The 26175-nt window shown below is 30.8% G+C and carries 26 protein-coding genes and 1 riboswitch; of the genes, 14 read left to right on the top strand and 12 right to left on the bottom strand.

The annotated features are described in order from the left end of the window. Positions 1-13 precede the first annotated feature (13 nt). Entirely contained in the window at positions 14-1450 is a 1437-nt protein-coding gene (locus M890_RS0101235; RefSeq protein WP_028281766.1) for a GFO_1087 family putative carboxy terminal peptidase, read from the top strand. Between the two features lie 16 nt (positions 1451-1466). Then, entirely contained in the window at positions 1467-2186 is a 720-nt protein-coding gene (locus M890_RS0101230; protein ID WP_028281765.1) for a Dph6-related ATP pyrophosphatase, read from the top strand. An 87-nt stretch (positions 2187-2273) separates the two neighbouring features. Here the strand turns inward: M890_RS0101230 and M890_RS0101225 are convergent, their stop codons facing one another. Both M890_RS0101225 and M890_RS0101220 read right to left on the bottom strand, forming a co-directional pair. Then, entirely contained in the window at positions 2274-3320 is a 1047-nt protein-coding gene (locus M890_RS0101225) for a YncE family protein (RefSeq protein WP_028281764.1), read from the bottom strand. A gap of 8 nt (positions 3321-3328) precedes the next feature. Further along, positions 3329-5179, bottom strand: coding sequence for a TonB-dependent receptor plug domain-containing protein (locus tag M890_RS0101220; RefSeq protein WP_028281763.1), 1851 nt, complete (start codon positions 5177-5179; stop codon positions 3329-3331). 31 nt (positions 5180-5210) lie between these two features. Next, a riboswitch (cobalamin riboswitch) is annotated at positions 5211-5434 on the bottom strand. 128 nt (positions 5435-5562) lie between these two features. Here M890_RS0101220 and M890_RS0101210 point away from each other — a divergent pair. The 7 genes from M890_RS0101210 to M890_RS0101180 all read left to right on the top strand — a co-directional run bounded on the left by M890_RS0101210 (position 5563) and on the right by M890_RS0101180 (position 11266). After that, on the top strand, positions 5563-6774 hold the full coding sequence (locus M890_RS0101210; protein WP_316929334.1) for an ABC transporter substrate-binding protein: 1212 nt from the start codon (positions 5563-5565) through the stop codon (positions 6772-6774). Continuing rightward, a complete protein-coding gene (locus M890_RS0101205) occupies positions 6771-7802 on the top strand; it encodes a FecCD family ABC transporter permease (RefSeq protein ID WP_028281761.1) in 1032 nt (343 codons plus the stop codon). The genes M890_RS0101210 and M890_RS0101205 overlap by 4 nt, the downstream gene beginning before the upstream one ends. A gap of 1 nt (position 7803) precedes the next feature. Next, positions 7804-8598, top strand: coding sequence for an ABC transporter ATP-binding protein (locus M890_RS0101200; RefSeq protein ID WP_028281760.1), 795 nt, complete (start codon positions 7804-7806; stop codon positions 8596-8598). A 96-nt stretch (positions 8599-8694) separates the two neighbouring features. Continuing rightward, complete coding sequence (rmuC, locus tag M890_RS0101195; RefSeq protein ID WP_028281759.1) at positions 8695-10080, top strand: DNA recombination protein RmuC; 1386 nt, start codon at positions 8695-8697, stop codon at positions 10078-10080. A 12-nt stretch (positions 10081-10092) separates the two neighbouring features. Continuing rightward, entirely contained in the window at positions 10093-10458 is a 366-nt protein-coding gene (locus tag M890_RS0101190; RefSeq protein WP_028281758.1) for a DUF8785 domain-containing protein, read from the top strand. 2 nt (positions 10459-10460) lie between these two features. Beyond that, complete coding sequence (locus M890_RS0101185) at positions 10461-10712, top strand: hypothetical protein (protein ID WP_028281757.1); 252 nt, start codon at positions 10461-10463, stop codon at positions 10710-10712. Then, on the top strand, positions 10712-11266 hold the full coding sequence (locus M890_RS0101180) for an acyl-CoA thioesterase (RefSeq protein WP_028281756.1): 555 nt from the start codon (positions 10712-10714) through the stop codon (positions 11264-11266). Before M890_RS0101185 ends, M890_RS0101180 begins: the two co-directional genes overlap by 1 nt. A gap of 52 nt (positions 11267-11318) precedes the next feature. On the opposite strand, the gene M890_RS16330 is transcribed toward M890_RS0101180, so the two are convergent. From M890_RS16330 to rpmH, 3 genes are all read right to left on the bottom strand, one after another. Next, positions 11319-11948 (bottom strand): T9SS type A sorting domain-containing protein, encoded by a 630-nt coding sequence (locus M890_RS16330; RefSeq protein WP_028281755.1) that lies wholly within the window; start codon positions 11946-11948, stop codon positions 11319-11321. 72 nt (positions 11949-12020) lie between these two features. After that, complete coding sequence (carB, locus tag M890_RS0101170) at positions 12021-14873, bottom strand: carbamoyl-phosphate synthase large subunit (RefSeq protein ID WP_028281754.1); 2853 nt, start codon at positions 14871-14873, stop codon at positions 12021-12023. 101 nt (positions 14874-14974) lie between these two features. Continuing rightward, complete coding sequence (rpmH, locus tag M890_RS0101165; RefSeq protein ID WP_028281753.1) at positions 14975-15136, bottom strand: 50S ribosomal protein L34; 162 nt, start codon at positions 15134-15136, stop codon at positions 14975-14977. Between the two features lie 211 nt (positions 15137-15347). Here rpmH and M890_RS0101160 point away from each other — a divergent pair, with 211 nt between their 5' ends. After that, positions 15348-15926 (top strand): tetratricopeptide repeat protein, encoded by a 579-nt coding sequence (locus M890_RS0101160; RefSeq protein ID WP_028281752.1) that lies wholly within the window; start codon positions 15348-15350, stop codon positions 15924-15926. A gap of 62 nt (positions 15927-15988) precedes the next feature. Here the strand turns inward: M890_RS0101160 and cls are convergent, their stop codons facing one another. The 3 genes from cls to M890_RS0101145 are packed head-to-tail and all read right to left on the bottom strand — an operon-like array spanning position 15989 to position 19088. Further along, the gene (gene cls, locus M890_RS0101155; protein ID WP_028281751.1) at positions 15989-17446 is read right to left on the bottom strand and encodes a cardiolipin synthase; all 1458 of its coding nucleotides are present in this window, start codon (positions 17444-17446) and stop codon (positions 15989-15991) included. Next, entirely contained in the window at positions 17447-18376 is a 930-nt protein-coding gene (locus M890_RS0101150) for a lytic transglycosylase domain-containing protein (RefSeq protein WP_028281750.1), read from the bottom strand. Positions 18377-18428: 52 nt separating this feature from the next. After that, positions 18429-19088, bottom strand: coding sequence for a hypothetical protein (locus M890_RS0101145; RefSeq protein WP_028281749.1), 660 nt, complete (start codon positions 19086-19088; stop codon positions 18429-18431). Between the two features lie 124 nt (positions 19089-19212). Between M890_RS0101145 and M890_RS0101140 the strand changes: the two genes are divergently transcribed. Further along, on the top strand, positions 19213-19509 hold the full coding sequence (locus M890_RS0101140) for a GNAT family N-acetyltransferase (RefSeq protein WP_028281748.1): 297 nt from the start codon (positions 19213-19215) through the stop codon (positions 19507-19509). A 208-nt stretch (positions 19510-19717) separates the two neighbouring features. Next, complete coding sequence (locus tag M890_RS0101135) at positions 19718-21334, top strand: ABC transporter substrate-binding protein (protein ID WP_028281747.1); 1617 nt, start codon at positions 19718-19720, stop codon at positions 21332-21334. Between the two features lie 15 nt (positions 21335-21349). Here M890_RS0101135 and M890_RS0101130 read toward each other — a convergent pair whose 3' ends face one another. The 4 genes from M890_RS0101130 to M890_RS0101115 form a co-directional block, all read right to left on the bottom strand. Continuing rightward, positions 21350-22045: a lysoplasmalogenase family protein gene (locus M890_RS0101130; RefSeq protein WP_036597010.1), complete on the bottom strand. Its 696-nt coding sequence runs from the start codon at positions 22043-22045 to the stop codon at positions 21350-21352. A 2-nt stretch (positions 22046-22047) separates the two neighbouring features. After that, positions 22048-22770 (bottom strand): lysoplasmalogenase family protein, encoded by a 723-nt coding sequence (locus M890_RS0101125; protein WP_028281745.1) that lies wholly within the window; start codon positions 22768-22770, stop codon positions 22048-22050. Positions 22771-22880: 110 nt separating this feature from the next. After that, positions 22881-24056, bottom strand: coding sequence for a GlmU family protein (locus M890_RS0101120; protein ID WP_028281744.1), 1176 nt, complete (start codon positions 24054-24056; stop codon positions 22881-22883). Positions 24057-24199: 143 nt separating this feature from the next. After that, complete coding sequence (locus M890_RS0101115; protein WP_028281743.1) at positions 24200-24451, bottom strand: type B 50S ribosomal protein L31; 252 nt, start codon at positions 24449-24451, stop codon at positions 24200-24202. A 160-nt stretch (positions 24452-24611) separates the two neighbouring features. Here M890_RS0101115 and M890_RS0101110 point away from each other — a divergent pair, with 160 nt between their 5' ends. Together M890_RS0101110 and M890_RS0101105 are read left to right on the top strand one after the other, a co-directional pair. Continuing rightward, a complete protein-coding gene (locus tag M890_RS0101110) occupies positions 24612-25142 on the top strand; it encodes a DUF4199 domain-containing protein (RefSeq protein WP_028281742.1) in 531 nt (176 codons plus the stop codon). A gap of 35 nt (positions 25143-25177) precedes the next feature. Further along, entirely contained in the window at positions 25178-26131 is a 954-nt protein-coding gene (locus M890_RS0101105; RefSeq protein ID WP_028281741.1) for a glycosyltransferase family 2 protein, read from the top strand. Positions 26132-26175 lie beyond the last annotated feature (44 nt).

Genomic DNA, 26175 nt, shown 5'->3' with positions numbered 1-26175 from the left:
AACCTTTAGCGCTATGAAAATTATTAATATAAAATACCTAGTCCTTATACTTCCGTTTATTATTTTAGGCTGTTATGAAGATATGGACGACAACCCAATCTCTGACACAGAGATTAAAGACTTTATTTGGTCTGGACTAAATACGTGGTATTATTGGCAGGATCAAGTTATAGACTTGGCAGATGACCGGTTTTTAGATACCACAGATTACTCTGAATTTTTAAATAGTTTTGATACGCCTGATCAAATGTTTTATAGCTTATTATCTGATCAAGACCGTTTTAGTTGGATTGTAGACGATTATTTTGCTTTAAACAATACTTTAAATGGTGTGTCTAAAAGTAACGGAATGGAATTTGGTGTTGGTTTAATTGATGGTGGCAGCAATGCTTTTGGTGTTGTACAATATGTATTACCAAATACAAGCGCATCTACAAACAACTTACAACGTGGAAACTTTTTTTTAACCGTAGACGGAATACAATTAACTGAAAACAATTACAGAAACTTATTATTTTTTGGAAACGATACCTATACTATTGGTCTTGCCGAATTGGATACATCCGACAATCTTGTTTTAACAGGTCAAACCGTTACGCTTACTAAACAAGTTTATGAAGAAAATCCGATTTTAATAGCTAATACCTTTACTGTGGAAGGTATTAAAGTTGGTTATTTAATGTATAATCGTTTTACAAGCGGTTATGACCAACAGCTTAATAGTATTTTTGGTCAATTTGCTGCAGAAGGTGTCCAAGACTTAGTCCTAGATTTGCGTTACAACCCAGGAGGTAGTGTTAATAGTGCTATTAATTTAGGAAGTATGATTGCTGGAGAACCAACAACCTCAGTATTTTTAAAACAACAATGGAATAATAAAATACAAGCCATCCTAACCGATGAGCAGGTTAATAAATATTTTACAAATCAACTCTCTGACGGTACATCTATTAATACCTTAAACCTAAATAAAGTATACATTTTAGCGCAAGGTAGCTCTGCATCTGCTAGTGAGTTGGTTATAAATTGCTTAAGACCTTACCTTGATGTAATACATATTGGTGATGTTACTGTTGGTAAAAATGAGTTTTCAACCACCTTATATGATAGTCCAAGTTGTAATTATAGTTGCACCACAGGTATTAATCCAAATCATACTTGGGCAATGCAGCCTTTAGTTGGTAAAAGCGAAAATGCTGATGGTTTTTTTGAATATGAAACTGGTTTGATACCAACATTAACTTTAGAAGAAAACGTAGCAAACTACGGTATTTTAGGGCAACAAGACGAACCACTTCTAGCAAGAGCCATACAGCATATAACTGGTAATGGACGTTTTAGTAACCAACCTATGTTAAATACCTTAAAAATAGAAGATTACTCTAAGCTTAACACAATTACAAAGGACAATATGTACATTGATAGTGAAGGATTAAACGTATTTAAATAAAGAAACGCAAAACCTATTGGGACATAAAACTTATTTTAACTGGAGTTCAGGTAAAGATTCTGCTTTAGCACTTTACCATTTATTACAAGACGAAACTTATTCTGTTGAACAATTAATTACCACAGTAAATACACACTATAATCGTGTAACTATGCATGGTTTACGTAAAGTATTGTTAATTGCACAAACCGAAGCTTTAGGTATTAAATCCAGTCTAATAGAACTTCCAGAAATGCCAAGCATGGACACTTATGAAGACATTATGCTAAAGACTGTAACCACGTTAAAGGATGACAATTTTACACATAGTGCTTTTGGCGACATCTATTTAGAGGACTTAAAAATGTACAGAGAAACCCAATTAGCCTCCCAAAACATAAAAGCTATATTTCCATTATGGAAGCGCGATACAAAACAACTTATTACTGAGTTTTTGGCGCTCGGTTTTAAAACCATAGTGGTTTGTGCTAATTCTAAATACTTTGATAAAGATTTTGTTGGGACTATTATAGATGAAAATTTTATAGACAACCTACCTGAAGGTGTTGATCCTTGCGGAGAAAATGGCGAATTCCATACCTTTTGTTTTGATGGGCCAATCTTTAAAAACCCAATCCCGTTTACCATTGGAGAAAAAGTATACCGAGAATATAATGCGCCTAAAACCAATGATAATGATATCTGTAAAAGTGATGCCGAAACCTATGGTGTTTGGTATTGTGACTTAATTCCGTAACTATCACCTTAAGTATAAAATATAAAAAAGCCTCTAAATAATTTAGAGGCTTTTTAATGGTTGGTTTGTGGTTTTATTAACTATTTCTTAGTTGAAGTACACTTTAGAAGCAATAACTCCAACGTCAAAACTATTGGTTTCTGATCCAGAAGATAAATCATATACTTTTAAAGTACTATTTCCTGAAAAGTTTCCAGCATCTGTTACATATAGCAAGTTGTTTTTTACTGCCATTCCATAAGCACTAGTAGCAGTAATGTCAAATAATGAAGCTGTTGGTAAACTAGTATCTGTATCTGACAATCCATATACTGCATTATCTAAAATGTAATAAGTATTACCATCACTATAACTCATTAAACCTGGATGTTGCCCTATTCCAAAAACAAAAGATGATACAATAGCGTTATCTGTAACATTTATTTTTGTTATTGCTGCTGGTGTTTCGTTACCTGTCCATGGTTCGTTACCTCCAGAAAGCACAACCAAATGACCTTGATTATTTATGGCCATTTCGTCTGGTTTAGATTGTACAGTAATTGTGTCTGTAGTGCTATCCACAGTATTAATTACTGTTACTATATTATTAGTATTGTAACCTCCTTTATGTGATACAAACACTTTATCCAAATTAACTAAAACTTGCTCTGGTCCTTCAGCAACAGCTATGGTAGATGTTACTGTATTAGAGTTTAAATCTACAACAGCAATGTAATCATCTGTAGCATCATTTGGATCAGCCCAATCAGAAACGTAAGCAGTATTACCATCAAAAGCAATATATCTTGGTAACGTTAAACCAGTGTCTATCGTTCCTAATTTTTCAAAAGTATAACGATTAACAACTGTGATTGTTCCTGCATCAACAACGATATAAGCCTTATCATTATTAAAACCTACAGATTGTAAATACACGCCTAAGTTTTCATTATTAACATTAAAATAGACTTGATTTTCTGTTACAGAAAAATCATTTGATATGTAAGAAATTGAAGATGGTCCACCTTCTGCACTTACAAAAATTCCGTTTTCATAAGCTCCTAAAGGTTCTGGTTGTGTAAACGCATCGTCATCATTAGAACAAGAAAATACTAATAATGATAAGGTTACAATTGAGTAAATGATTTTTTTCATAATTTGATTTAAAATTTATAGTGTAATTGAATATTAAAATTTCTGTTTGGCATTGGTCTAAATGCTACGTTTTGATATAGTTTATTAAACAGATTATTTACTTTTAATCCCAACTCTAATTCATGATTAGAATGTTGTAATACTTTATAATTAACGCCTAAGTTGGCTACATTATAAGATTGTAAACTATAAAATGGACCTTTTAAATTATCGGAAGTTGTAAAGACGTCTCCATTAAAAAGCTGCTGATAATGTGCGCTAAACCTTTTAAAGCTATAAGCTAATGTGGCATTAGCTTTATGAAAAGGCACATAAATTAATTGCTTATTAGTTTCTAAATTTTCTGAAACTGTGTAAGAATAATTTGAGCTAAACGTTAATTGGTGATTATCATATTTTTTATTAATAGTCAAACCAACTTCTGCACCATAACTATGGGCTTCAGCTATATTTTGTGGTGACCAAAACCCAGAGATATTTGGTTTCCATTGTATCAAATCTTGCGACTTAATATAGTAGGTATTCAACTGTAGTTGCAACCAATTAAAGTCTAAAACATGACCTAAATCAAATTGATAAGACGATTCTGGCACTAAATCAAAATTACCTCCAGGTTGCCAAAACAAATCGTTAAATGTTGGAATTCTATAATTTTTTGACCCATTAATTTTGACCTTATAAAACTTGGTAATCCCAATCAAAGCGTCCATTGAAAACAATAATGGACTAGTAAAATCAGAGGTCACATCTTGTCTTACATTAAAACCTAAGTTTAAATTAGTGCTTGGATTATATTGCAATAACCCTGTAGCAGAAAAGATTGATCGCTCTGGATTACCAAAACTACTGCCTTCACCTTTAAAAAGATTGTAATCCAAGATACTAGTAACACTTAACTGCTTAGATAATTTATAATTAAAATTATGTTTTGCTAGAAAAGTATTGACTTGTCCAAAAGTATAAAACTCAGAATTTTTGTTTTGGTAAAATTCAAAATACTCCTTTAAATACGCGACTTTAAAATTAGATTTATAGTTTTGATGTGTACTAACCCATTCCAACATCGACCTAGAGTTTTCATCTTCATATTTACTTTTAGATGGTGTTGCAGTTGTTCCGGAAAACTCACGTTCACCAATAAAAGATTGATGGTATAATTTAATTACATCTTTTTCAGAAATAAAATACCCTAAATTAACATTAAGACTTAGATTATTAAATGCACCATTTTCATTTATTTTATCAGAGTCTAAATATTTGTAATCGTTATCAGAATCTATAAAATTTACCCCTAAATTAAAAGCAAATTTATCTTGTCCGTAATCTGTAACAAGACTAATGTTTTTACTTTCAAAACTGCCATAGTTAAGTTTGACCTCATTTTTTAAATGTTTCGTAAAACTTAATCTGTTATCCAAATGCACACTACCTCCAATTGCTCCACTTCCGTATTGCACACTACCTCCTCCATTTCTAATAACCACTTGATTAATGTTATTGGTATTTATGGTATTAAAATCCGTTTGACCATTTAACTGAGAGTTAATGTTTATACCATTCCAAATCACAGCAGTTTGCGAGGCATTAGTCCCTCTAAACGATGGTGAAGACACCATCCCATAACCGTTTTCTTTAAAATAAATATTAGAATTAAATCGTAATAAATCCGTAAAATTAGAAGTGTTTTTACTTAAAACAGAGTCTTTTAAAACAGTAACTTTAAATCCTGCAGCATTTTGTTTCAACTTAATATCACTAAGCTCAATAACATCTAAATATTGAACAGAGTCTAGCTGTGTTTGTGCAAAAGACACAACACTACAACATACAGCAATTAGTAATACAATAGTTTTTTTCATAAATCTTAAAGATCTTTCTCCCGAAGATCATATTAGATGACAAATTCTGGCAGGTCTCCTGACTTGTTATATGTTACTCTACCTTCCCATTTTTAATAAAACAGTGGTCTAAGTTTGAATAACATCCTTTAAAAGGTGTCCAACCAATGTTGAACATAAACTTACAGTTGCGGGAACAGTTCTGGATTTAAACCAGATTCCCTTTTAATCGACTTTGCATTAGCACAAAGTCAAACCAAAATTCAGCGCGAATGTACTATTTTAAATTAATTCATTCTTCATTTTTCTTATTCATTTTATAGATTAAATAAATAAAGCCAATTAAAAAATGTAATAATATAATTCCTCCTACTATATATATTGTTAAATTTGAACCGTCTCTCATGACTAAAATTTTATATAAATTTAAAGGAAAATATTCCGCTAAAGCGCTACTAATGTTACAAAACAAAGCTTTTTTACTACTATTACTTTCATTTTTATTATTTCTAAACTGTAAGGAAGATCCAGGTATTGACAGTAAACTTCCTACTTTAATACAAGAGGATAATAGTATCGCTTACGCTGAAGGATTTAGTATTACAAATCACAGCAATTTTAAAGTACTAACCGTTAACAACCCTTGGCCTAAAGCAGAAAAAACCTATAAGTACGTTTTAATTAGTAAAGAAAACGCTGCAAAAACGTCGTTTATGAAAGACGAATATGATGGCATAATCATTACTCCTGTAACGTCTATAGTAGTAACCTCTACAACGCATATTCCTGCTTTAGAGCTTTTAAATGAAGAAAAATCGTTGATTGGTTTTCCTGGTAGTGATTATATTTCATCAGAAAAAATCAGACAACGTATTGATAATGGACACGTTAGAGAATTAGGTAAAAACGAAGGTTTAAACACCGAAGTGTTATTAGAATTAAATCCAAATGTAGTGGTTGGGTTTGGTGTTGATGGTACAAGCAAATCTTTAAAAACAATAAGTAATGCCAGAATACCTGTAATTTATAATGGTGATTGGGTAGAAAAAACACCTTTGGCTAAAGCCGAATGGATTAAGTTTTTTGGTGCTTTATTTAATAAAGAAAAACAAGCAGATTCTGTTTTTAAAACTATCGAAACCAACTACAAAGCAGCAAAACAATTAGCGCAAAGCGTAACTGAGCAACCAACAGTCATTAGTGGAGCAATGCATAAGGATGTATGGTATTTACCCAATGGAACAAGTACCGAAGCTCAATTTTTAAAAGATGCAAATATCAATTATTTATATGCTGACACTAAATCTCAAGGCAGTTTGGCTTTAAGTTTTGAAGCTGTTTTTGAAAAAGCAAAACATGCTAATTTATGGTTAAGTCCATCTTATTATAGTAGTCTAAAGGCTTTACAAACAGCTAATACACATTACACACAGTTTGATGCTTTTAAAAATAATGCTATCTACTCTTTTGCAAATACAACAGGAAAAACAGGAGGCGTTTTGTATTATGAACTTGGTTTATCTAGACCTGATTTAGTATTAAAGGACATCATTAAAATTTGTCATCCAGACTTATTGCCAGAGTATCAAACTTACTTTTTTAAACCGTTAAAGTGATAACATCCAAATCTTATACCATTCCCTTTATAGTATTAGCAATACTGCTTGTACTATTATTTTTGGTAAACATAAGTTTAGGATCAGTATCCATAACTTTTAATACTATTATAGACAGTTTTTTTACAAATTCGGATAGTTTAAACAATCATCAATATATAATACAAAACTATCGTTTACCAAAAGCCATTACAGCTGTATTAGTAGGCTCTGGTTTAGGTATTTCTGGGTTATTAATGCAAACCCTTTTTAGAAATCCTTTAGCTGGTCCTTTTGTCTTAGGGATTACCTCTGGAGCAAGTTTAGGTGTTGCATTAGTTATTTTAGGTAGCAGCATTTTTGGTGGATTTTTAGCTACTTTTTTACTTACTAAATGGAGTTTAGTAATTGCTGCAAGTTTAGGTAGTTTTTTAGTGTTATTATTAGTCCTAATTGTATCTTCAAAAGTTAGAGATACTATGGCTATATTAATTATCGGATTAATGTTTGGTAGTATTACAGCTGCAATAGTTAGTGTACTATCCTACTTTAGTAGTGCAGAACAATTACAGCAATACATTTTTTGGGGTTTTGGTAGTTTAGGAGATTTGGACTGGAACGAGGTTAGTATTTTTGCTATCATTTATTGTATTGGTATCCTATTTAGCATTCTATCAATAAAAGGACTTAACACCTTATTGTTAGGCGAAAATTATGCTAAAAGCTTAGGCTTAAACATTAAACAAAGTCGATTATTAATTATTATTGCTACTAGTCTACTAGCAGGTACTATTACTGCTTTTGCAGGACCAATAGCCTTTATTGGCTTAGCTATTCCGCATGTTACTAGACAAGTTTTTAACACGTCCAATCATAAAATATTATTACCTGCTGTATTTTTATTTGGTGCCATTATCATGTTAATTTGTGACAGTATTGCCCAATTACCAAACACAGATTACATGCTACCTATTAATGCTATTACCTCTTTATTTGGTGCACCAATTGTAGTTTGGTTGTTAGTAAGACAACGTAAAATGGTCTTTTAAAATGAAAGAAAACAACCAACATAACATCCTAAAAACTGATAATTTAACTGTTGGTTATCAGTCTAAAAAAACACAAACTATTGTAGCATCAAATATTAATATTGGTTTAAATAAAGGCGAATTAATTGGATTAGTTGGTGGTAATGGGATTGGTAAATCCACACTTTTAAAAACACTAACAAAGGTTATATCTCCTTTAAGTGGTCAAGTTTTAATAAATAATCAAAGTTTAGATAACTACTCTAATTTAGAACTTGCCAAAACTTTAAGTTTAGTGTTAACAGAGCCTATTGCTGCAAAAAACTTAACCGTGTTTGAATTGGTTGCTCTAGGACGTCAACCTTACACCAATTGGGTTGGAAATTTGTCTGACACAGATGTAGCAATTATAAATAATGCAATCAAGCAAACAACTATTGAAGACTTAAAACATAAAAAATGTTTCGAGCTTAGTGATGGTCAACTTCAAAAGGTTATGATTGCTCGTGCTTTAGCACAAGATACCGATTTAATTATTTTAGACGAACCTACGTCGCATTTAGATATGTATCATAAAGCATACATCCTAAAACTGCTTCAAAAATTAGCAAAAGATACTGGTAAAACCATCTTATTTTCGTCTCATGAAATAGATTTAGCCATCCAATTATGCGACAGTATGATTGTCATGTCAGATCAGGGAATTGTAAGTGACACACCATGTAATTTAATCGAAAAAGGTGCGTTTTCTAACCTGTTTCCTGAAGATATGATTGTTTTTGACGAAAAAACAGGCAGTTTTAGGGTTAAAAAGTAATCTTTCCTTTGAAATTTAATCATAATTAGAATTTCAAGCTTAGCTTCGCACTAAAAGACAAATTAACTATCTTTGATTAAATTCCTTTTATTTTAAATGAACGACAACATTATCCTTGTTTTGGCTATTTTAATTGCTGCTATAATTGGTGGTTATTTAGGTATGCTTTTCACTAAACTTAAAAGTAAAAGCGAAAAAAGCACCTTGGAAGAAAGGAATGCTAATTTACAACAGCAACTATCGGATTTAAAACAGTTTTACACCACTGAAAGCGAAAGACAAAACGCAACATTTAACACCCAATTACAAGAGTTGAAACAAACTATTTCTAAAATTGAAATAGAACGCGAAGGTATCCGACGTGAAAAGGATATTTTAAATGAAGATTTGGCTAGAAAAAATGCAGATTTTGAAAACTTACAACAATTAAATTTAAAACGTGATGAAGAGCTAGAACTTAGACAAGAACAGTTACGTAAAGATTTTGAGCTATTAGCAACTAAAATTTTAGATGAAAAAAGCGAAAAATTCACCCTTCAGAATAAAGAAAACATCAAAAATATTTTAAATCCACTACAAGAAAAAATACTAACCTTCGAGAAAAAAGTAGATGATACTCAAAAGGAAAGCATTAGTATGCATAGTGCTTTAAAAGAGCAACTATTAGGTTTAAAAGATTTAAACCAGCAAATGACCAAAGAAGCTACCAACTTGACTAGAGCGTTAAAAGGCGATAGTAAAATGCAAGGAAATTGGGGAGAATTAGTGCTAGAGCGTGTCCTTGAAAAATCTGGTTTAGAAAAAGACAGAGAGTACTTTGTACAACAAAATTTTACAAGAGCAGATGGTACACGAGTTTTACCAGATATTGTTTTGCATTTACCTGACAATAAGAAAATGATTATTGACAGTAAAGTGTCTTTAACAGATTACGAACGCTATGTAAATGCAGAGGATGATGCGCGCGAAATATATTTAAAAGCGCACATTAATTCTATTAGAAAACATGTAGACCAATTATCTGACAAAAAATATGAAGATTTATATGATATTGAAAGTCCTGACTTTGTGCTACTTTTTATACCAATCGAGCCTGCTTTTGCAGTAGCTATTAATGCGGACAATAGTTTATACAACAAAGCATTTGAAAAAAACATTGTTATTGTTACGCCTTCTACTCTATTAGCAACTTTAAGAACAGTTGATAGTATGTGGAATAATGAAAAACAACAACAAAATGCTATCGAAATTGCACGACAAGCAGGAGCATTATATGATAAATTTGAAGGTTTAGTCAAAGACTTAACAGGTGTAGGAAAAAAAATAGACGATGCAAAAAAGGATTATTCGTCTGCAATGAATAAATTAGTAGAAGGTAAAGGTAACCTTATTACAAGCGTAGAAAAAATTAAAAAGTTAGGTGCTAAAGCAAAAAAAGCCTTGCCTGAAGCCATTATAAACAGAGCTAAATCACAAGATTAATATCCATAAACCATGATAAAATTTTTAATTAAAGCATTAATAACCATAGTCCTAATTATTGGAGCCTACTTTTGTTTCATCTATTTTGTAACTTACAGTGAAGGTGTTAGAGCTGGAGAATTAGTAAAATTTAGCAAAAAAGGCGTAATGTTTAAAACATGGGAAGGCGAAATTAGTCAAGGTGTGTCTGAAGCACAACGTTTTGAATTTTCTGTTGAGGACAACGAAAAACAAGTCATTAATGACTTAAATAGACTACAAGGTAAGTTTGTCAAGTTATCTTATTTTGAGCGTTACAAAACGTTTTTTTGGTTAGGTGATACAAAATATTTTATTACTAAAGTTGAAGAAGATAAAACGCGACGTTCCAATTATTAATTATGACAGAGTCTACTCAAAATACTATATACAAATGGAGCTTGAGAGCTAAATATATTTATATATTTATTTTAGGAGCTGGTCTACTGTCTTTTGGTTTTGACACACTTTTAGATCCTGGTAAACTGAGTAAAAGAGAAGAATTAAACAACTTTATTATAGTCATGTGCCTCTTTTTTGGACTGGCTTTAATTGTTGTTGGATTTTACAGAAAAAATCAAATTGAATATTACATAGAACAACAAAAACTATAATGAAAGCATATAAAAAAGCAGACGATTCTAGAATTAGTATTTCCGAATTAATGTTACCATCACACTCTAACTTTAGTGGTAAAATACATGGTGGTTACATTTTAAATTTAATGGATCAAATTGCTTTTGCTTGTGCCTCTAAACACTCTAAAACCTACTGCGTAACCGCTAGTGTAGACACTGTAGATTTTTTAAGTCCCATTGAGGTTGGTGAACTTGTGACCATGAAAGCCTCAGTTAATTTTGTTGGTAATACATCCATGGTTGTAGGAATACGTGTTGAAGCCGAAAATATCCAAACAGGCGTTGTCAAACATTGTAACTCGTCTTACTTTACAATGGTTGCAAAAGATGATAATGGACAATCCATGGAAGTTGCTGGACTTATTTTGAATGATAAGGTTGAAGTCAAACGCTTTTTAAAAGCTATTAAGCGAATGGAGACTAAAAAACAACGTCAATATGAGTTTGACCACGAAGACTTCTCACACACAGATTATCTACCAATTTTAAAAGATTACAAAGTTAGAATAGATTTACCTGATAATTTTTAAATAAAAAAAGCCTTCATTTTCTGAAGGCTTTTTTTATACTTAATTGTTTGTATTAAATTTTTACAAATCGTTTAGTTACTGTTGTTCCAGTAGTAATTGCTGTTATTTTTATTAAATAGACACCATCATTCCAATTAGATATAGACAAACTAGTCTTTAATTGATTCAATGTTTTTGATAGTACTTTTTTTCCTAAAACATTATAAACTTCAATTGTCAAATCTTCTTTAATCTGAGAAGGTATTTCTACATTTAAAGTCGATGTTGCTGGATTTGGATATAAGCTTATTGCTGATAAACGCTTTGCAAAATCAGGTACACTTAATGTTCCTTCTGGTACTACTGTAATTACACCAAACATACTTGTTGGATGTGGATTACATTGGTATGTATTTGTACCAATAGACGTAAACGTATGTGAAAATGTTGCTCCAGTAGTCATTAAACTGCTTACAAAATTATCAGAGGACGTGCCTCCAGTTCTTACTACATTATGCGTACCAGTAGAATACCAATTCCAAATTACTGTATCTCCAACCTCAATGGTCCGATCTGCATTATTATTAGGTCCAGTTGCATTAGAGTTAGAGCCAAAACTCCAATCTATTGTAACGGTCTGGTTTTGTGCTGATACGCTTAAAGCTACAAAAGCAAATAAAATAAATAGTAGTTTTTTCGTCATAATCTCTTTTTAATGTAAAATACAAAAAAATATTATAACTCACTTAAAACCAATAATTTATTTTTATACCATCTACTTGCTTAAATACATTTTTCGTCTAGCGTATAAATCGTAAAACTGATCATCTTTAAGACTTTCAATAAATAAAATACTTTCTCCAGTACTCTTCATTTCTGGTCCTAATTTTTTATTTACATTATGAAACTTATTAAAAGAAAATACTGGCTGCTTAATAGCATAACCTTCTAATTTAGGTTTAAAATCAAAATCAGTTACCTTCTTCTCTCCTAACATAACTTTAGTTGCATAATTTACATAAGGCTCTCCATAAGCTTTAGATATAAACGGAACTGTACGTGATGCTCTTGGGTTAGCTTCAATTATATAAACAATATCATCTTTTATAGCAAACTGTATGTTTATTAATCCTACCGTATTTAGTGCTAAAGCAATTTTCTTGGTATGATCTTTTATTTGTTGCATTACAAACTCACCTAAATTAAAAGGTGGTAAGGTTGCATTACTATCTCCAGAGTGGATTCCGCAAGGCTCAATATGCTCCATGATACCAATGATGTAAACATTTTCTCCGTCGCAAATGGCATCTGCTTCAGCTTCAATCGCTCCATCAAGATAATGGTCTAATAATAATTGATTTCCTGGCATTCTGCGTAATAAATCAACAACATGCTCTTCTAAATCTTGTTTATTAATTACAATCTTCATCCCTTGTCCACCAAGGACGTATGATGGTCTTACTAATATTGGAAAATCTAATACATCTGCAATTGCAGCAGCTTCATCTGCTGTTGTAGCAATATCAAATTTTGGATAAGGAATATTGTTTTCTTTAAGTAAGTTAGAAAACAACCCTCTGTCTTCTGCTAAATCTAGGGATTCAAAGCTAGTTCCTAAAATTTTGATTCCGTATTTAGATAATTTTTCAGCAAGTTTTAAAGCTGTTTGTCCACCTAATTGTACAATAACACCTTCTGGTTTTTCATGTCTAATTATATCGTAGATGTGTTCCCAAAAAACTGGTTCAAAATATAGCTTGTCTGCAGTATCAAAATCGGTTGAAACCGTTTCTGGATTACAGTTAATCATGATAGTTTCATAACCGCATTCTGCAGCAGCTAATACACCATGTACGCAACAATAATCAAACTCGATACCTTGTCCAATCCTGTTTGGTCCAGAACCTAAAACAATTACTTTTTTCTTGTCAGAAACTATACTTTCATTATGTGCATAACGTGTTCCGTCTGCTGTTTCTACATCATTTTCAAACGTGGAGTAATAATAAGGTGTTTTTGCCTCAAACTCGGCAGCACAAGTATCTACTAATTTGTAAACACGATTGATACCTAACTCATCTCTTTTATTATATACTTGACTTTCTAGACAGTTTAGCATGTGTGCTATTTGTCTATCTCCATATCCTTTTTGTTTTGCTTCAAGAAGTAAATCTCTTCCTATAGTATCAATTGTAAAAGTCGAAATTTCTTTTTGTATTTGGTGCAATTCTTCATATTGACGTAAAAACCACATGTCAATTTTTGTGATTTCGTGTATACGACTTAGAGGGATTCCCATTTGAATGGCATCATAAATTACAAAGACACGATCCCAACTTGCGTAGGTTAACTTCTCTATAATCTGCTCGTAATTAGTATATCCTTTACCATCTGCACCTAAACCATTACGTTTAATCTCTAAAGATTGTGTTGCTTTGTGAAGGGCTTCCTGAAAAGAACGTCCAATACCCATCACCTCTCCTACAGACTTCATTTGTAGACCTAAAGTACGATCACTTCCTTCAAACTTATCAAAGTTCCAACGTGGTATTTTTACAATAACGTAATCTAAAGTCGGCTCAAATAATGCTGATGTAGATTTAGTAATTTGATTTTCTAACTCGTCTAAATGGTAACCTATTGCTAACTTTGCAGCTATTTTTGCAATTGGATATCCTGTTGCTTTACTTGCTAAAGCTGAAGAACGTGATACACGAGGGTTAATCTCGATAGCAATAATATCTTCATTTTCATCTGGACTAACTGCAAATTGTACGTTACATCCACCAGCAAAATCACCAATATTACGCATCATGTGGATAGCCATATCACGCATTTTTTGATACGTTTTATCGCTTAATGTCATTGCTGGAGCTACAGTAATAGAATCTCCTGTATGGATACCAATTGGATCCATATTTTCAATAGAACAAATAATTACTACATTATCGTTTGAGTCTCTAAGTAATTCTAGCTCGTATTCTTTCCAGCCAATTAGCGCTTTATCAATCATAACTTCGTGAATTGGAGAAATTTCTAATCCACGTGTTAATAACTCGTCAAAATCTTCTTCTTTATATACAAAAGACGCACCTGCTCCACCCAATGTAAATGAAGCTCTAATTATTAAAGGAAACCCAAACTCTTGAGCAATTTCTTTACCTTTTAGATAAGAAGTTGCTGTTGCTTGAGGTGCCATAGGCACACCTATTTTAAGCATCAACTCTCTAAACTGCTCTCTATCCTCTGTAATATTAATGGCATCAATATTTACACCTATAATCTCTACACCAAAGTCTTTCCAAATGCCTTTTTCATCTGCTTCAATACATAAATTAAGTGCAGTTTGCCCACCCATTGTAGGTAATACTGCATCAATTTGTGGATGCTCTTTTAAAATTTGAACAATAGATTTAGTATTTAGTGGCAACAAATATACATGATCAGCCATACTAGGGTCTGTCATAATTGTTGCTGGATTAGAATTGATTAAAATTGTTTCGATTCCGTCTTCTCTTAAAGATCTTAGTGCTTGCGTACCAGAGTAATCAAACTCACAGGCTTGACCAATAACTATAGGACCTGAACCAATAATAAGAATAGACTTTAACTTAGGATTTTTTGGCATTTTTGTTTGTTTTTTTCGATTATCAAAAATAGTAATTATTAGATACAAAAAAAGGCGTTACACCTAAGTAACGCCTCTAACATGTTAACAATTGTTAAACATTATTTTTTATGTCTAGTTTCAGATGAAACAGATATTTTCTTTCTTCCTTTAGCACGACGACGAGCTAATACCTTTCTACCATTAGCAGAAGCCATTCTTTCTCTAAAACCATGTTTATTTCTTCTTTTTCTCTTTGATGGCTGAAACGTTCTTTTTGGCATTGTCTTATTTTTTTAAAATCTGAATAGTATATGTTTTATTTAGTTTTAGGCTTTACGTAAAACTGAGCGCAAATATACAACGAGTTTTTTATTTCACAAACCTAATTTAAAAAATATTTTTAAAGATTTTTTTAGTTTCTTTGTACTCCAATAAAAATAACGCTTAAAAACGTTACAAATCAAGTAATACAAGACTTTTAAAATTAAAAAAATGTACAATAAAGTAATAAAATTAATATTAGCAATCGGAATTTTTGGTGTAGCCATCTGGCAATTTGTGGAAGGAAACATAGGTAATGGTATCATGTACATCTTTTTAGCGCTAATATTTGTCTTCTTATATTTTAAAAATGAATTTATTTTATTAGCCTTTTTAAAATTAAGAAAACAAGATTTTCCTGGTGCTAAAAAATGGTTAGATAAAATTAAAAACCCAGAAACTGCTTTGGTTAGAAAGCAACAAGGATATTATAATTTTTTAAATGGTATTATGGTGTCACAAGATAATATGACTGAGGCTGAACGTTACTTTAAGAAAGCAGAACAACTAGGTCTGTCTATGGACCATGATATGGCTATGGTAAAACTTAATTTAGCTGGTGTTGCAATGTCTAAAAGAAGAAAGCAAGAAGCAGTGACATTATTAGCTGAAGCACAAAAACTTGATAAACAAGGTATGTTGACTGATCAAATTAAAATGATGAAAGAAAACATGAAACGTGCTCAAGCACCTAAACAACACTTTGGTCAAGGAGGATCAATACGTGCTCAAAAGAGACGTAGTAGATAATTTAACTACGTAATACATAAAAAAAGGTCAAACTAGTTTAAAACTAGTTTGACCTTTTTTTTTTACAGTAAAGGCGCCCAAAGTCTACAATAGGCTTCCTGTATACGCTTCATATTAGAGCGTGTTGTCCATTGCTCTAAATTAATCTGTATTGCACTTTCTAGGTCATTGTTAAATATGGCTTTGGCTTCAATAGCCTTTTCTTTATTATAGATTAGTGCATTAATTTCAAAATTAATATTGAAACTTCTATAGTCCATATTGCAAGTCCCTATGGTTGTAAAAACATCATCCACGACCATAGTTTTTGCATGAATAAAACCTTTTTCATATCTATAAATCTTGACATTTGCGTCTAAAAGTTGTTCTAAATATGAATTTGTAGCGTGCTTAGCTGTCCATGAATCTGATTTGTCAGGAATTAACAGTCTTACGTCTACACCACTTTTTGAAGCCACTTGCATAGCGGTAATGATTTGATCATTTGGTATAAAATAAGGTGTTGTAATGTATACATAATCTTCGGCAGTTACGATTGCAAAAAAAATGGCCTCCATAATATTAGCCCAATCTGTATCAGGACCACTTGCTGCTATTTGTACTGGAGTAACTGTTTTAACCTTATTTTGTGGAAAAAACGAACGGTTTAAAGTCAAGCTAGTATCTGCTACAAAGTTCCAATTGGTTAAAAATTGTGTTTGTAAAGTAAAAACGGATTCGCCAATTATTTTTAAATGCGTATCTCTCCAATACGCTTTGTTTTCGGGATAATTTACATAAGTGTCTGAGACATTAATTCCTCCAACATAACCTATTTCTCCATCAATAATCACAATTTTCCTGTGATTTCTGTAATTCATTTTACCTGTAAATTTTGGAAACAGGACAGGCATAAAAGCAAAGTACTGTACTCCTGCGTTGGTTAGTTTTTTCTTCATTTTAGAAGAAATTTTACTACCAACATCATCAAAACTTAATCTAACAGTGACACCTTCTGATGCTTTTTTGCATAATAAATCTAAAAATCTAGTGCCAATATTATCATCTTTTAAGATATAATATTCAATATGGATATGTTCTTTAGCATTATCAATATCTGTAAATAGCTTTTCAAATTTATTTTCTCCGTTGATTATAATTTCAACATCATTAAATTTAGTTAATGGTGATTTGTCATTTTTTTGAAGTAAATGGATTAACCTTATTTGATCTTCGTCTATTTTAGGTTCGTATAGATTTAATGATTCTGGTTGAATTTTTAAATCTTTATGGATAGATTGTATTAAATGATTATTTAAAACATCCTTTCGATTAAAAATTTTGTTTTTTCGGTACTCTTGCCCAAAAAAGTAATAGACAATCAGACCAAAAAAAGGAAACACTAACAATACAATAATGTACGTTAGTGTTTTTGTAGGGTTTATGGACTTAAATAAAATAGTTGCTACTGCTATTATTACCAATATATAATTAATAGCAATTGCAATGGTCCACCAATATTGAGTTAAAAAATCAAGCATTTACGGGTTGGTTTGGTAATAACCTTCTCTTGGAATATCTATAAAATATTGTTTTCTAGAGCTATTATTTAAATGTGGCTCTCTTAACCATGGGTTATGTAATTTTAATATTTTATAATTTATACCAAATTGTTTGGCAAAACCTGCAAAGTCAGTTACTGCAGTATCAACAGCTACTTGATAAGTTGGTACAGATTTATATAAATCTTTTTCTCTAAAATTAAATCCATAAGTATCAGGATTAGATAAAATTTCTTTTAATGCAATTATCCTAAAAACGTATCTACCTGTTTCTTCGCCAAGAAGTAAATCGTAATAACTACTAACATCTTGTTCTTTTAAGCGTTTAGAGATGCCATAAGTCCCAGCATTGTATGCAGCAGCAGCAGAGGTCCATGATCCTAAACTTTCTTTAGCCTTTTTTAAATAATCACAGGCTACTTCAGTAGCTTTTTCTAGATTATATCGCTCGTCCACATTATCGTTTACTTCTAGTCCATGTTCGCGACCAGTTGCTTTCATAATTTGCCAAAATCCACTTGCTCCTGCTGGAGATCGTGCATCTGTTAAGCCACTTTCAATAACTGCTAAATACTTAAAATCGTCAGGAATTCCGTTTTTTGCTAAAATCGGTTCGATTATCGGAAAATATTTTTTGGCACGTTTAAACATTAATAAACCATTGGATTGCCAATAGGTATTAACTAAAAGTTCTTTATCCATACGCTCGTAAATATCAGGATTAGAAAGCGGAACTGCTTCTCCTGCAAACTCTAAATAGCTTGGCATTTGTATGGCATAAACATTATAATCGTTTATTATTTTTTTCTCAAAATTCTCATCTGTAGGAGCATCTTGATAGGCATTTATAAATAACAATCCTAGAACGCCTAATCCAACGACAGCTAAACTTTTTTGTACAATCTTCATCTTCTTATCTTTTTGTTTAAATTTAAAATATTTTATTCAAATCGCTTAATATTTAAGCGATTAGTTTAGGTAGGTTTTCATTAAACCACTTATATTTATTAATAATCATTATATGCGTTCCTCCTTTTATACTAACGCATGCTCCTAAGTTTGCAAATGGAAACACTTTATCGTTATCTCCATGTATGTGTACTACATTATCTAATGCTTGGTCTTGATCCCAACAAACCACTTGCTGTATTGCCCAATCTAAATACATTTTATCGCTTACAGATAAATATTTTTTATATAACTCAATACGTTTAGTAATAGTATTACCAAAAGCATATTTAGCTAATAAGTCAATATTACTAAGCAATTGCGTTGGTAGTATTTTATAAGCTTTTGTAGCTCGTAACAGACGCATTCTTTTAGGCAACTCGTGTTTAGTTTTAACGCTTGAAACTATTATAATTTTATTGCAACTAATATACTTACTCATCTCTTGCACTAAAATACCACCAAAAGACACTCCTAAAAGCACAGGATTATCATGTTTTATATCTTTACACATGCGTTTGGCATAGCTAGATAATGATTCATTAGGTTTTGGTAATTTCCATTCTAGCCAGTACAATTTAAATTGATGTTCTGGCAATTTAATGTGCTCAAATATCGTAGGATTAGCAGCCATACCAGGCATTAAATAAACAGGTATTACTTGTTGATTCATAAGCTTTTAACAGTAAACAAACACAGTACTATTAGATTTTTGAGTATCTTTGTTGTGTAAAGCTATAAAATAGTTTGGTACTATTTTTGAAACTCCCCTAATAATTAATAAAACTTTATACATTATGATTGATGCAGCTGAGTTAGTTGACAATGATTTTTTACGTCAATTTGAACTGAAAATTGATAATCATTTCGCTAAAATAGAATACTCTTTACAAGAAAGAAAAATCTTTTTGACCAAATTAATAGTTCCTGAAGAACAGGATAATGAAGATTTTGTAAATGCGTTTTTAAAAATTGTTTTTGACAATATTGAAGAACGAAATTTAAGCGTAATGCCTACTAGTCCTGAAATAGCAAAATTTATGAGGCGTAATAGGCAATATAAAAAGCTTTTACCTGTAGGTGTCAGAATCTAACTTTAACAATAAAAACATAAAAAAAACCGAAGCTAATACCTTCGGTTTTTTTTATTAAGTTAAAATTACACAAATTTTATAATTAACAAATTTTATAATAAAAAAGAGAATGGTAAGAATGATTATCTTTACGCTATATTTTTTTCTATCCAAAGAAAAAGATCTACACATAAAAATCCTTATTTAAATTAATAATGACAAGATTTTAATGACTATTACAACAACTAAAGCGTTACCTATATATAGCCTTATTTTTATATTTTCCTTATTGGTCTCTTGTAATAATTCAAAAAACTCAAATAAGGAGCATTTAGTATTTAGATACAACGAACATAAAAATATTGGATCTTTGGATCCTGCATTTGCAAAAGACAACGCAGATATTTGGGCAATTAATCAATTATTTAATGGGCTTGTCCAAATGGATGATAGCTTACTTGTTAAGCCTAGTATAGCTAAAAAATGGTCAATCTCTGAAGATGGTCTTAGTTATAATTTTACACTTAAAAAAGGCATTTATTTTCATAAGCATAAACTATTTGGAAAAGACTCTACAAGACAAGTTATCGCGTCAGATTTTGAGTATAGTTTTAATAGATTATTAGATAAAAATGTTGCCTCCTCTGGTCAGTGGATTTTTAACAAAGTAAATTCATTTAAAGCTTTAAATGATAGCGTTTTTAACATCACACTAAAACAACCTTTTCCTGCATTTTTAGGCTTACTTACAATGAAGTACTGTAGTGTGGTACCTAAAGAAATAACAGCCCATTATGGTAGTGAGTTTAGATCAAACCCTATTGGTACTGGTCCGTTTAAATTTAAACGCTGGGAAGAAAACATCAAGTTAGTATTTAGAAAAAATGAAAATTATTTTGAAACTAATAAAGATGATCAAAAACTGCCACATTTAGAAGCTGTAGCTATTACTTTTTTACCTGACAAACAAGGCGAATTCATGCAGTTTATTCAGGGTAATTTGGATTTTTTAAACAGCCTAGACGCTTCTTATCAAGACGAAATACTGACAACAAAAGGAGAATTAAGAGACAAATACATATCGACTATAAACATAAATAGAGGTCCCTATTTAAATACAGAGTATTTAGCTTTTTATATGGATTCTGATTTAAATGAAATCCAATCCAAACAAATACGAGAAGCTATAAATTATGGTTTTGACAGAAAAAAAATGATGACCTATTTACGAAACGGAATAGGAATAGCTGCTAATGGTGGATTTATACCTAAAGGTTTACCTGGTTATAATGCCAACATTGGTTATACATACCAACCCGTAAAAGCAAAAAAACTTATTGCTGAATACAAAGCACAGAACAATAATAAAACACCAGAAGTAACAATTACTACAACTAGTAATTATCTTAACTTTTGCGAATACATACAACGCGAGCTTACCAAAATTGGCTTAAACATTAATGTTGATGTTATTCCAGCGTCCACCTTAAAAGAAGGGAAAGCCAACGGAAAATTAGATTTATTTAGAGCCAGTTGGGTTGCAGATTATCCAGATGCTCAAAATTATCTATCATTATTTTATACAGAAAATTTTGCACCAAACGGTCCAAACTATACCCACTTTACTAACCCTGATTTTGATAAATGGTACAACCAAGCTTTTAGCACTACCAAAGCATCAGAAAGGATTAAATTATACGCTAAAATGGATAGTTTAGTTATTAAAAATGCTCCAATAGTGCCATTATATTATGATGAAGTGATTAGATTTACTCAAAAAAACATTATTGGTTTAGGAAATAATCCTATTAATTTATTAGAATTAAAGCATGTTAAAAAACAATAGGTAATAGTAATAATTTTATATTTTAGAGACAAGATCACTGTTGTTAGATTTGTCTATCATTAAACCTAAAATTATAAGATACTGCCCAAAACCGTAACCAAACATTACTATAAAATCCTGGAATAGGACGTCGCCATAAAATGTTTTAACTACCATTGTAGCTTCAGAGATTACAAACAATAATACGCCTGATAAAACTGTATAGTAGCTTTTGTTACTTGCTACATCTTTTCTAAGATAAGCAAAAAGAGTCATGACTAACGATATAAAAAAATATAACGTTACTGGCATAAAATACTCTTTTAGGTTTGTGAAAATTAGATTATACAAAAAGGCAACAGACAAAAAACAAACCACTAAAAATGGTAGTAAACGCTTATTACTAAAATCTTCCTTATGTGTAAATTTAAAAATGTAGATCAATTTACCAACCACAAAAAGTAATATGCTAATAATAAACTTTGTTTTACTTAAATGATCAATAATTAAAATATCACCTATAAAAAAAATAATTAATCCAAAAAAAACATACTTATTGCTTAACTTATTTTTCTTGTAAACACAATAACCAGTAAAAATTATAAGAGTGACTAGCACCAATACTTTAGAGTAATACCTATAAGGTATTATAGGTAAATTAATTTTTACATAAATATCTAAAAATAACAAAGCCAAGAATACAGGTGTAAAATAACGTATTAACTTACCCATAACTATCTATTTACTTTAAGCTTTTTATTATTATTTATAGGTCTATTTTCCTGTAGTACTCCCAATATAATCATGTACTGAGACAAACAATAAAAAAACATAACAGTAATTTTATTATAAGCAATTAACGGGTCATAAAATATTTTAAGTATATTAATACTATCTGCTATCATCGAGAAAAATACACCAAATATGACTAACCAAAAACTTAATTCATTTACCTCTCCTTTTCTTAAATAAGCAAATTGCATTAATAATAGTACTACAAATAAGTACATTAAAAATGGAAAAAAATAATAACCTAAATTATTGTATACCAAATTTGTTATAATAGTCATGTAAGCAAAACCGAATAGTAAAAAAGGAACTAATTTAGAAATCTTGAAATCTTTACTATTTAAAAATCGTATCGAATAACAAATTTTAGCTCCAATAAATAAAAAAGCTGCAAATACAAAGTGAGTCATTTTACCAGAATTTCCGGTAATAAAAAAAACATCGCCTATTATAAATAAGGATAACGCATAAATTATCAATCGTTTTTTAAAAATATTCTTTTGCTTAGTTTTAAATAAATAAAAAATCAACAAAGTACTGCCTAAAGCAATTTTAGTATAGTATCTATAGGAATATAACGCTTCATTATTCTTAAAAAAAGAATCTAAAACGTATAGCAGAAGATATAAGATAGAAAATCTAAGCGTATTTATAAAAATAAAACCCATATTGATTATTAAGCTTAATCAATATAAAAATTTAATTCAAAATTAACCCATAAAACCTTACAATTTCGACGAATAACCTTTTAATTACAATAGTTTGTATTAATTAATCCTTACTCTTTTCTGTACTTTTTAGAGTCCTCAAAAACTTGAGTTAAAATAGCTTCATCTTGACTAGTAAATGCAACACCTCTTCTTGCCATTACAACTTTAGCAACCTCAAAAGCTTTAGACGTTAAATAGGTTGTAAAACCAGAGGCGCCTCCCCAACTATAACTTGGCACAAAATTTCTTGGAAAACCACTACCAAAGATATTTGCATTAACACCAATTACGGTTCCTGTATTAAACATGGTATTAATTCCACATTTACTATGGTCTCCCATCATTAAACCACAAAACTGTAATCCTGTTTTAGCAAAACGTTCAGTTTCATAATCCCATAGTTTAACTTCGACATAATTGTTTTTTAAATTAGAATTATTAGTATCTGCACCTAAATTACACCATTCTCCTATTACCGAATTCCCTAAAAAACCATCATGACCTTTATTAGAATATCCAAATAAAACCGAGTTATTTACCTCACCTCCTACTTTGCTGTGTGGTCCAATAGTCGTTGGTCCATAAATTTTAGCTCCTAATTTTAAAGTCGCATGATCACATAAAGCTAAAGGACCTCTAACTAAACTACCCTCCATTATTTCGGCATCTTTACCAATATAAATAGGTCCTGCACTAGCATTTAATGTTGCAAACTGTACAACTGCTCCTTCTTCAATAAAAATATTTTCTGGTGCAATAATATTATTACTAGTAGGTATTGGTTCTGACTTTCTGTCTTTAGTTAATAATTCAAAATCTTGTAATATAGCTTCTCCGTTTTTAGAAAAAATCTCCCAAGTGTGTTCAATTTTAGTAATATCATTATCAAACTCAATAGCTTCATAGGTATCAAAATCAATAGCTTCTTGCGTGTCTGTGGTGTAAAAAGCTATAATATCTTCATCTTTAAAAATCGCTTGATTTTTTTCTAAACCAACAATCAATTCAACCAACTCATTATTTGGTAAATAAGATGCATTTAACATAACATTTTCTTCTAACTCTACCATAGGATATTTGTCTGCTAGATAATCTTCAGTCACTGTCGTAGTGGTCGTTTGTAAGTACAATTCCCACTTCTCTCTTATAGTCAGTATACCAACTCTGATATCTGCAACAGGTCTAGTATATGTAAATGGAAGTAGTTGGTTGCGTACTGGTCCATCAAAAAGGATATAATTCATTATATTTTTTTTTAAGTTAGAAGTCAAAATACATTTAAGCTTTTTGCTTTGCATATTAAGAACTCAAAAATAGTTGAAAATAAGATAACAAAAAAAGCCTTTCATAAAAATGAAAGGCTTTTAAAATATAGTTAACGCTAAAATTATTTTTTAAATTTTGCGTATTTGTTTTTGAATTTATCGATACGTCCTGCTGTATCAATTAGTTTAGACTTACCTGTATAAAATGGGTGAGACGTTCTAGAAATCTCCATTTTAATAACTGGATATTCAACACCATCAACTTCAATAGTTTCGTTAGTGTTTGCAGTAGACTTAGTTAAAAATACGTCATCGTTTGACATGTCTTTAAATGCTACCATTCTATAATTTTCTGGATGTATACCTTTTTTCATCGCTAAATGCTTTTTTATCTTAACTAAATTCGAGGTGCAAATTTAAGTATTTTTTACAACTGAGCAACTAATTTATGAAAAAAAATTAATTATGTAATATTGTAACATATTATTGCACTTTAAGACTAATAGATTATTAACTAATTAACTCAACAAAATTATGGAAAAAACTATAAAATCAATCGCAATTAATTTTGGTCTGTACCTTGGTGCAACCTTAGGCGGAATCACTGTATTAGCCTATGCTTTATACTTAGACCTATTAACTAAATGGTGGTTAGGTATTTTATTATTCGTTATAATTATTGTCTACGGAATTATTTCTGTATCAAAATCTAAAGCATCATTAGGTGGTTATATTTCATTTAAAGAAAGTTTTAGCTCCTATTTTATTACGGTTGCAATAGGTGTAATAATTAGCACTTTGGTAAGTGTACTTGTTTTTAATTTTATCGACCCTGAAGCTGCTGTTGCTTTAAAAGAAAAAACAATTGAAGCAACATTACAAATCATGAAAAATTTCAACGCTCCTGAAGAGGAAATCGCTAAAACTTTAGATCTTATGGAAGCGCAAAAAAACCAATTCGCGTTAATGCCACAAATACAATCTACAGCCATGTTTTTAGTAATACAAGCTGTTATTGGACTTATTGTTTCATTAATAATGAAAAAAACTAACGAAGACCTATAATAGTTTTATATTTGAATTATATTTCAAATTAAATTATGAACATATCAGTAGTCATACCACTACTTAACGAAGAAGAATCATTAACAGAATTACACCATTGGATTGCAAATGTCATGCAAACCAATGGTTTTTCTTATGAGCTATTGTTTATAGATGATGGTAGTACAGATAATTCTTGGAAAATCATTCAAAAAATTCAAGAAACGGACAACAACGTTAAAGGTATCAGATTTTTAAAAAACTTTGGAAAATCCCAAGCATTACACGCTGGTTTTGCTACAGCAACAGGAGATGTAATAATCACTATGGATGCTGACTTACAAGATAACCCAGAGGAAATACCTGATCTTTACAACATGATTACTAAACAAGACTTTGATTTAGTATCTGGTTGGAAAAAGAAACGTTATGACAATAAAATAACTAAAAACTTACCCTCTAAACTTTTTAATTGGGCAGCTAGAAAAACATCTGGTGTAAAATTAAATGACTTTAACTGTGGTCTGAAAGCCTATCATAACAATGTTGTAAAAAACATAGATGTAAATGGTGAAATGCACAGATACATACCTGTATTAGCTAAAAACGCAGGTTTTTCTAAAATTGGAGAAAAAATTGTACAACATCAAGCCAGAAAATATGGCGAAACTAAATTTGGGATGGACCGATTTGTCAATGGGTTTTTAGACCTAATAACTATTTGGTTTTTATCAAGATTTGGTAAACGTCCTATGCATTTATTTGGTGCACTTGGCGTTATTATGTTTGGGCTTGGATTTATTTTTGCACTGTATATTGGTATCGACAAATTGTTTTTTAACAAAGTGGGACGTTTAATAACAGATCGACCAGAGTTTTACCTAGCATTAGTAACCATGATTTTAGGATCACAATTTTTTGTTGCTGGATTTTTAGGCGAAATAATTTTGCGTCAAAAAACAGATAAAAAAAGGTATTTAATTAAAGAATCGCTAAATTTAAAACGCTAAACTTTAATTTAGCAACAGTATAAATACCAACCCTTTAGTAATTA

Source organism: Olleya marilimosa CAM030, assembly GCF_000518485.1.
GTDB lineage: Bacteria > Bacteroidota > Bacteroidia > Flavobacteriales > Flavobacteriaceae > Olleya > Olleya marilimosa.
Note: the sequence above shows the minus strand (reverse complement) of the source record. Positions and strands in the feature narration are given on the sequence as shown.